The organism is Chitinibacter sp. GC72 (assembly GCF_009760905.1).
Classification (GTDB): Bacteria; Pseudomonadota; Gammaproteobacteria; order Burkholderiales; family Chitinibacteraceae; genus Chitinibacter.
Genome location: NZ_VIRW01000011.1, coordinates 91,001 through 99,120 on the forward strand (window position 1 = coordinate 91,001; position 8,120 = coordinate 99,120).

Below are 8,120 nucleotides of genomic sequence, written 5' to 3' on the forward strand. Positions count from 1 at the left end.
GCCCATGATCCGGGCCCAGCCAGCCTTTCCCGCCTTACCCACCATGTTTGCGCCGCTGGCCCAGGCTCAGTTGGCTGACGAGCTAAGCCTGGCCAGGCAAATCAGGGGCGCAGTCCATCTGGTGGCCGAGCAGAGTTTGCGCGCCGATGCACTGGCCCATTTACTCAAGCAAAAGCTGCAATTTGCCCGGCAAGCGCAAGGCAGCGTGGATAATCTGTTGACGCAATACCCGCTGTCCAGCCCTGCCGGACAAGCCCTGCTCAATCTTGCCGAAGGTGTTTTACGCATCGGCGATCAGCAACAGCTAGACCGTTTTATTGAAACGCAATTGCACTCGGCCCAGTGGCACGCCTATCGCGGTGTCAGCCCATCATGGGCAATCAATCTGGCGACATTGGGGCTGGATGTGGCAGAACATCTACCACAGCCACTGGCAACGCCCGTCATCCGCGAAGGCATGAAAAAAGCCATGCATATGCTGGCAAGCCAGCTGATCATCGCCCGGGACATTGAAAGCGCCCTGAAGCAGCAAGACCCGGATTTTCTATACGCGTTTGCCCTCTCGGGCGAGCCGGCCATTGGCCGGGAAGACGCGGCTTATTGCTTTGAGCAATACGAAATTGCGATCCACCTGATTGGCCGTACCCATCAGGGCGGCACGCGGCTCAGCCCTAGCGTCTCGGTCAAGCTATCCACACTGTACGAGCAATTTACTCTGCTGCATTACCAGCAAGTGCAGGAAGTGCTGTATCCGCGGCTGCTCCAGCTAGCCCTGCTGGCCAAGCACTATGATATTGGCCTGATGATCGAAGCCGAAGAAAGCAGCCGCCAGCTACTGACGCTGCAGTTATTGTCACGGCTGCTGCAGGCCGATCATTTGGCGCACTGGGATGGGCTGGGAATCACAGTACAGGCTTGCCAGAAAAATGCCCTGCATACGGTCAAATGGCTGAATCAGTATACCAAGCAGACGCAACGCCAGATTCAGGTTCGGCTGGTCAAAGGCACATTCTGGGAGCGAGAAATCCGGCAGGCACAGCAGGCAGCGCTCGGCCACTACCCGGTCTGGACACAAGCCGAGCACACCGAGCAATGTTATCTGGCCTGCGCCCAGGCACTATTGCAAAGCGGTGGGCGTATCCACCCGCAATTTGCCACGCACAATCCCTTTACCCTGTCTTACCTTCACCAGATGGCCGGGTCGCATGATTTTGAATTTCAGGCACTTTTTGGGCTGGGTGAAACGCTGTATCAGCTCGCCAAAGAGCTGGGGATCGACCGGCCGTGCCGGCTGTATGCCCCGGTGGGCGCTCATCATGATTTATTGCCGTATCTGGTCAGACGCTATTTGCAGCATCATGCCAATCCGGACACCGTGCAACAGCTGCCGGGGAGCACAGAGGCTGGCGAGCTGCTCGCCAAGGGCGAGCGCCATTTTCCTGCGCCCTGCAAGATTTTTTCCCCACGGGAAACCCCGGCTCTTGACGATCCTTTATTCTGGCCTCAGGGTCTGGCCTGGTATTCATTATTGAATTCAAATCATAGTGAAGGGTATATCGCTAGACCCATTATGGAAAAAGAGCCAGAGAGCAATACTGCACCACGCATCTGCTACAAACCCGCCGATACCCGGCAAGTGATCGGGCATTGCTACGATGCACCATTTGCCGCCATCGAGCCCGCGTTTGCCAGCGCACAAGCCCAGCTGGCCAGCTGGCATGCACGCAGCATCAAGGAGCGCACCAGACTGATCAACGCCGTTTCAAACCAGTTGTTGCAGCGCCAGGCCGCGCTGATCTACCTGCTGGTCAGCGAATGCGGCTACACCCTGCTGCAAGCAAGAAATGAATTGCGTCAGGCCATTGATCTATGCCGTTACCATGCCCAGCAAGCCCGATCAGCCTGGCCTGAAACAGCACCAGCGCCGCTGGGCATTGTGATTGTGATTGGTGATCGCCACTCGCCACTGGCGATGTGGATCGCGCCGATTGTCGCCGCCCTGCTCATTGGCAATACGGTAATTGCCAAACCCGCGCCCGAAGCATGCCTGATCGCCACGCAGGCCATCCGGTGTTTTCATCAGGCTGGCATTCCCGAGGCGGCCTTGCAAATGCTGCCCGGCGGCGCAGCCTTGGGCGCGGCACTGACGCTGGATCAGCGTTGCCAAGGCGTCTGCTTTCAGGGCACGCAGGCCAGCGCGCATAAAGTCCGCCAGACGCTGGCCGAATTTGGCGCTGGCCGCGTTCTGCTGGCACATCCCCATAGCCTGAATGTGATGGTTGCGGACAGCAGCGCCACCCTACCATTGCTAATCAGGGATGTACGGGATTCGGCGTGGCCGAATGCCGGTCAGCACCCTGAAGCCTTGCGACTGCTATGTGTGCAACAAGAGATTGCGGAACAGTTGATTTTGCAGCTCAAACAGGCGATGGACAGCCTAGTGGTGGGAGACCCGGCGCATGCTGCCAGCGATCTGGGGCCGATGCTCAACCCCGCCGCACTGGCCGCGCTTGAGCAGGAAATAAGCCAGCGCAGAGCGCAAGGCTGCCAGATATTTCAGCCACAACTGAGTACCAGTGCGGCAGACGGGCAATTCATGGCGCCAACCCTGATTGAAATTGACGACCCAGCCACGCTCAAGCCAGCCCCCCCCGGCCCGATTCTCTATGTCTGGGCTTACCACGCAGACCAGCAGCATGAATTGGGGCACCTGATTAACGCGCGAGCCAATTGCACTACGCTCGGCATCCACAGCCGGATTAGCCAGCACATCGAGCAACTGATCGCACAAACCAGGGCTGGCAACTACCGAATCAACCGCAATCTGGCCGATGCCATCGTGGGCAGCCACCCGCTCGGCAAGCTGGCCAGCCCGTGGACTTTGTGGCAGTTCACGCGCCACGCCAGCCCCTGCCAGCCTCATTACCGCGAGCTGGCGAGCAATGTCGAAGAATTGCGCAAAATCGCCCAGCTCTGGCCCGACATCGATCAGGGGCTGGATCTGGAAATCCTGTTCGAAGATGCCGCCAGACGCAGTCCCTTGCAACAGGCGCTAGCCCTTCCCGGCATTCTGGGCGAATACAATGAACTGCGTTATCGCCCCCTGGGGCGCATTGCCTGCCTGGGGCCGAGCGAATGGGATCTGGTGCAGCAAATCGGTATGGTGTTGCTAACAGGCAATCAGGCAGTGCTCTCCAGCCACCACCAGCGCAATAGCGCTTTGCGCAGCTTTCAACTTGAGCACATCATCTGGTCGGACGATCCATTGCAAGAATCAATATCAGCGGCAATGTGTCACCCCAATATTGCCGACGCCTGCGAAAAACGTCTGGCCCAGCACAGCCTGGCACCACTGATCTTGCCTTATGAAGACGGGCGTTGGCCTTTGCAGCAGCTAGTACAGGAGTACAGCATCAGCGGCACGGACGCAGTTGCAACTGTGCAAATGAGGCCAGTTATCTGAACAAAGCCCAGTTGAAGATTGCACGGCAAATCGATTGCGCCGACAATCATTACAGCAGCACAGTCTGGATAACGCACAAGAATTGTGCTGATAAGCTGGCAGATACCAAATTGGGTATACAGCCAGATAGCAATCAATCAATAACTAGCCTAGCTAGATATACCCTATAGAAATACTCCAAAGCCTGTGAGGCAGTGGCAAAAAGACCAAGTATAAAAGAACGCACGAATATGGCCATGCACAAGATTTTTGCCCTAATTTTATCTCTGAGTCTGCTGACTTTATCCTGCGTGTCACTACCGAGCGCCAACGCCGCCGAAAGCATCACACTGAATGCCGAAGACGATTGGGCCCCCTACTCCTACGTTGCCGCAGGCAAAATACAGGGTTTTGCCCCCAAAGTGATCAGCGCAGCCTTTGCCAGCCAGGGCATCAAGGTCAATTACAACGCGGTGCCATTTACCCGCTGCCTGCGCGAAACACTATCGGGCGCAGCTCTGGCCTGCTTTGACATCGAAATCAATAGTGAAAACGAGCAGCAATACCACTTTCACAAAACACCGCTGTTTGTAGAAGGCCTATCCATTTTTGCCAAAGCACCGCATCGCAAAATCACGGTGGCCGATCTGGAAGGCCACACGGTCGCCATCACCAATGGCTACACCTACCCGCCACTGATCATGAATAACCGTAAAATCCTCAAAGACGGCTCGCCCAGCGACGAGGTGCAATTCAAAAAGCTACTTGCCGGACGGGTACAATATGCGCTGGTCAATAGCACGCCCGCCAAATTGATGCAGAAAAACAACCAGCGCTACCGCACACAAATCATCGAAGTGGGTCTGGTCAATCAGGCCAGGTTTTATATCGGCTTTAGCAAAAAACACCCCGACGGCTTACGCCTGCGCCAAGTGTTCGAGCAAGGTCTGAGCACCATCAAAGCCAATGGCCAATATGCACAGTTGGAGCAGCAATTCAAAGCCAGCCTGCAGTAAACAGGCTGAGCAAGCATTGAATTTGACTGTAAATTGGGATTGATACAACAAATAGCCACAAACCATACGGTGAGTTTTGGTAGTTCATATTGAACAAACGGGGATGAAAAATGGCAGCTTCAGCGTCCCTGATTTGCCGTCATTTTGGCGCGATAGACCAAAAGACCCATTATCTGTGAAATATCAAGACGAGTTTGGGGTGCATCCACCCGACCATAGCGATCAGCTAGCGCCTCGTGCACTTCGCAAGCCAGATTAAACAACATGGCTTTTTCGGCTTCTGGTGCCCGGCTTAAATATTGATTGATTTCATCTACGATTTGATCGGCCAACTCTTCTGGGTAAATTGCTTTGGCCGTTAGAATTCGATCAAGCAAGCGCACTCCAATGACGCCTAGACTTAATAATTGAATGGCCATATCAAGCTCCAACCCGCATAAACCTTTAATTCAATGTAGTGAGCCAGCTAGGCATTGATAGCGCCATCCGTCAAACGGTCAAGACCCGCTAAAGCACTTGCACTCTGCTTATAAGGTGTTTTGTTTAGGGACACTAGCAAGCAACTCGCCTACAGTTCGGGCGTTGCACTGCATCAATTAAGGATCTTGGCTTATGTGTGGAATTGTTGGCGCTATCTCGACTCGAAATGTTGTACCCATGTTGCTGGAAGGTTTGGCGCGATTGGAATATCGCGGCTACGACTCAAGTGGTCTTGCCACTATTGAGCATGCCGGCGATGCGTCGAAACTGAAGCGGATTCGTGTAGCTGGGCGTGTGGCCGATCTGGCGCAAAAAGCATCAACTACAAATGGCCTCATTGGCATTGCCCACACGCGCTGGGCAACGCATGGCGCCCCTACCGAAGCAAACGCACACCCCCATTTGGGGGGAGAAAGTGTCATGGTGGTACACAACGGCATTATTGAGAATTTTGCCGAACTCAAAGCAGAACTGATCTGCGACGGATTTGCTTTCAGCTCAGATACCGATACCGAGGTCATCGCTCATTTGATTGCACAGCAATCCAAAATCACGGCTGATTTTCTCTCCGCTGTCCGCCTGGCCATTCAGAAACTTAAAGGCGCGTTTGCAATTGGCGTGCTTGATCTGGCTCATCCGACTGAAGTCATTTGTGCCCGCCAAGGTAGTCCTCTGGTCATCGGTCTGGGTTTTCAGGAAAGTTTTTTTGCCTCCGATATCGCCGCTTTGCTCCCTCTGACGCAGAAAATGATTTATCTCGAAGAAGGTGACATAGCGCTGCTGGATGCTAGCGGCATCCGGATTTGGGATCACGCCGGGCTGCCGACCGAACGCCAGACGCGTACGCTGGATGTGTGCAGTGATTCGGCCGAACTTGGCCCTTATCGCCATTACATGCAAAAAGAAATCTTCGAGCAACCCGTCGCGCTGGCCAACACCCTGAATCAGGCGCTCAGTCAGGGGTTTAAACCTGAATTGTTTGGCGACACCGCTGCAGATATTTTTAGCCGGGCTAGCGCGGTACGGATTATTGCCTGCGGTTCAAGTTATCACGCCGGGCTAGTCGCCAGATACTGGATAGAGGCATATACCGGTATGCCAGTCAGCGTGGACATCGCCAGCGAATACCGCTATAGCCAAGGCCTTGAACAGCAAGGCACCCTGATTATTGCCATTTCGCAATCGGGTGAAACGGCTGACTTGCTGGCTGCCATCAGAAATGCCAGAGAACGCGGCGACGTGAAAATCCTGGCCTTGTGCAATGTGGCCCATTCCACCCTGACTCGTGAAGCCGATCTGGTGCTGCTGACCCAGGCCGGAATTGAAATTGGTGTCGCCTCCACCAAAGCCTTTACCACGCAACTGGCTGCACTTTATGTCTTGGCTGGCAGTCTGGCTCAGGCACGGCAAACCCTAGATGGGACGCAGCTAGCCGAGCTGGCCAACTGGCTACCGCGCCTACCTGCGATGATCACTGCGGTATTGGCACAGGAAGCCGAGATGGAAGGCTGGGCGCAAGCACTGAGCCACTTCCAGCATGCGCTCTATCTAGGCCGCAACACTTTATTCCCTATTGCACTGGAAGGTGCGCTCAAGCTCAAGGAAATCGCCTACATTCACGCAGAGGGTTATGCTGCAGGCGAGCTCAAACACGGCCCGCTGGCGCTGGTGGATGAAAACATGCCCGCGATTGTGTGTGCTGCCAATGACGCATTGTTTGAAAAATTAATGTCAAATTTGCGCGAGGTCGAAGCACGCGGAGGGCAAATTTTCCTCATCGCCGAGCCAGGCTGCGAAGCCGCACTGCCCTACGTCAAATCAGCCCTGATTTTGCCAATGAACACCGGCCCACTCGCACCGATTGTATTTAGTATACCCTTGCAACTCTTGGCCTATCACACAGCACATCGCAAAGGCACTGATGTAGACAAACCTAGAAACCTCGCCAAATCGGTGACTGTCGAATAGTTGTTGCATCCCGGACGCTTCTGATATTCCAACCTATTAAAGTCGCAACTTAGCAATTAAAGTCGCAACTTGTCTAATATAGTCGTGAAATTGAACCCACTAAAAATGCCACTTGCAGCGAAGGGGCATTTTTAAAGTTGTGACTAACGCTTACAAAGGTGCTCTATATCGTAATTAAGGCACATAGCATAGAGTGCAGATTAGTCTGGTCACTCCTTTGATTAGTTATTCATTGCTTTTGGTTCAGTTAGCAAAACATACAGTCGGCAGATTTTGTTGTGTCTTCGTAAAGAATCGCTGTTCTCCGCCCTGAGCAATCATTTTCAGCACCTTCGCCATGCTCACTCCAACATTTCGCACTAGACTTTCCAGTTGTGGCAAGGGAATGTCAAATACAGTAGCGGACTCAATTAATGATTTTTGCTCCAGATAAAAAGCACTAGCTGCTTGTAACAAATTAGGGTGGCCCCTACCACCAAAGTTTGGCAAGCCAAGTGCTTGTAATCGATTGCGAACCACAAAGTCATTGATGTTTGGGAACAGCTCCGTGGTTGCTCGATAGTCGCCATTTGACGCTGCATAGTATTTGAGTAATTCGTATTCATTAATACGTATCGTTTGGCGACTACTGACCACTTGCTCTTCTTGATCAGTCGCTTCAAGCGCCAGCATAGCTTGATCATATGTTTCAAATAAGGCGCATGCGGCAAGCAAATAGGCGACTGATGTTGATGAACTCTTATAACAATAGAGCACACCATCAATAGAATTTAATATCTTACCCTCTGGCTTTGCTGCGAGTTTAGGCATGACGGCCTGCAACCATTCACGCCCAAATTTTTAGATGACGAGATCACTGAGCAAGGCGTGCTTAACTTTGCCAGCATAGGTTTGCAATCCAAATTCAGTAGCCTTCTTTTTGAAGTTGATAGCTATTGGCCGCACGGCCAATGGCTTAGATCGATCTAAGTAGTTCCTTGCAACTAATTGGAATGAATTTTGCTTCAAAATAGGCTCTTCATAGGAGCCAAGCTTGAAACGTAATCTTTTAGGTCAACCACTCACGCCCGATGAAATCGTCATGTTAGAGAGCATGGCGCAACAGCATCATCACGCCAATTTTCGCCCACGCGCCTTGGGTTTATTGGCTTTGCACGAAGGAGAGTCGCCCAAGACCGTGAGCAAAATATTACGCATGAGCGAACAAATGGTTT

Annotated in this window: 6 protein-coding genes; 4 read left to right on the forward strand and 2 right to left on the reverse strand. The window is 53.1% G+C overall.

What is annotated here, in order from left to right:
• Positions 1-4: 4 nt before the first annotated feature.
• Both putA and FLS37_RS10845 read left to right on the forward strand, forming a co-directional pair.
• The gene (gene putA / locus FLS37_RS10840; RefSeq protein WP_157669947.1) at positions 5-3,463 is read left to right on the forward strand and encodes a bifunctional proline dehydrogenase/L-glutamate gamma-semialdehyde dehydrogenase PutA; all 3,459 of its coding nucleotides are present in this window, start codon (positions 5-7) and stop codon (positions 3,461-3,463) included.
• 236 nt (positions 3,464-3,699) lie between these two features.
• Complete coding sequence (locus FLS37_RS10845) at positions 3,700-4,458, forward strand: ABC transporter substrate-binding protein (protein WP_157669948.1); 759 nt, start codon at positions 3,700-3,702, stop codon at positions 4,456-4,458.
• A 119-nt stretch (positions 4,459-4,577) separates the two neighbouring features.
• Here FLS37_RS10845 and FLS37_RS10850 read toward each other — a convergent pair whose 3' ends face one another.
• Positions 4,578-4,877: a hypothetical protein gene (locus FLS37_RS10850; RefSeq protein ID WP_157669949.1), complete on the reverse strand. Its 300-nt coding sequence runs from the start codon at positions 4,875-4,877 to the stop codon at positions 4,578-4,580.
• Between the two features lie 193 nt (positions 4,878-5,070).
• On the opposite strand from FLS37_RS10850, the gene glmS reads away from it, so the two are divergent.
• Complete coding sequence (gene glmS, locus FLS37_RS10855; RefSeq protein WP_157669950.1) at positions 5,071-6,906, forward strand: glutamine--fructose-6-phosphate transaminase (isomerizing); 1,836 nt, start codon at positions 5,071-5,073, stop codon at positions 6,904-6,906.
• Between the two features lie 243 nt (positions 6,907-7,149).
• Here glmS and FLS37_RS10860 read toward each other — a convergent pair whose 3' ends face one another.
• Positions 7,150-7,716 (reverse strand): hypothetical protein, encoded by a 567-nt coding sequence (locus tag FLS37_RS10860; RefSeq protein WP_157669951.1) that lies wholly within the window; start codon positions 7,714-7,716, stop codon positions 7,150-7,152.
• Positions 7,717-7,939: 223 nt separating this feature from the next.
• Here FLS37_RS10860 and FLS37_RS10865 point away from each other — a divergent pair.
• A partial coding sequence (locus tag FLS37_RS10865; RefSeq protein ID WP_157315105.1) for a hypothetical protein occupies positions 7,940-8,120 on the forward strand: 181 nt, incomplete at its 3' end.